The organism is Seonamhaeicola marinus, assembly GCF_008085455.1.
This window is the reverse complement of the sequence record NZ_VSDQ01000126.1, coordinates 1-255: the sequence shown is the minus strand read 5'-3', so window position 1 is coordinate 255 and position 255 is coordinate 1. Positions and strand designations below refer to the sequence as shown.

The window sequence follows — 255 nt, the reverse complement described above, 5'->3', positions numbered from 1 at the left end:
AGCCTAAACGTTGCATTAATTTCATGTATTGTGTATTACTTTTGTAAGCGCTATTTAAAAAATGAGCAAATTGGCATCGTTATAGCTTAAATCAAACCATTCACCAACGGGTTTGCTTGTTAAAATGCCGTGGTAAAAATACAATCCATTTCTTAAACCACGGTCTATTCGCAATGAATTTTCTAAGCCACCATCTTCAGCAATTTGCATTAAATAGGGTGTAAAAATGTTACTTATTGATACTGAGGCTGTTTT

At 33.3% G+C, this 255-nt stretch carries 1 pseudogene; it reads right to left on the bottom strand.

Annotated elements, in window-relative coordinates:
• Nucleotides 1–54: 54 nt before the first annotated feature.
• Nucleotides 55–255 (bottom strand): annotated as a pseudogene (locus FUA24_RS01065) (alanine dehydrogenase); the annotation flags it as partial.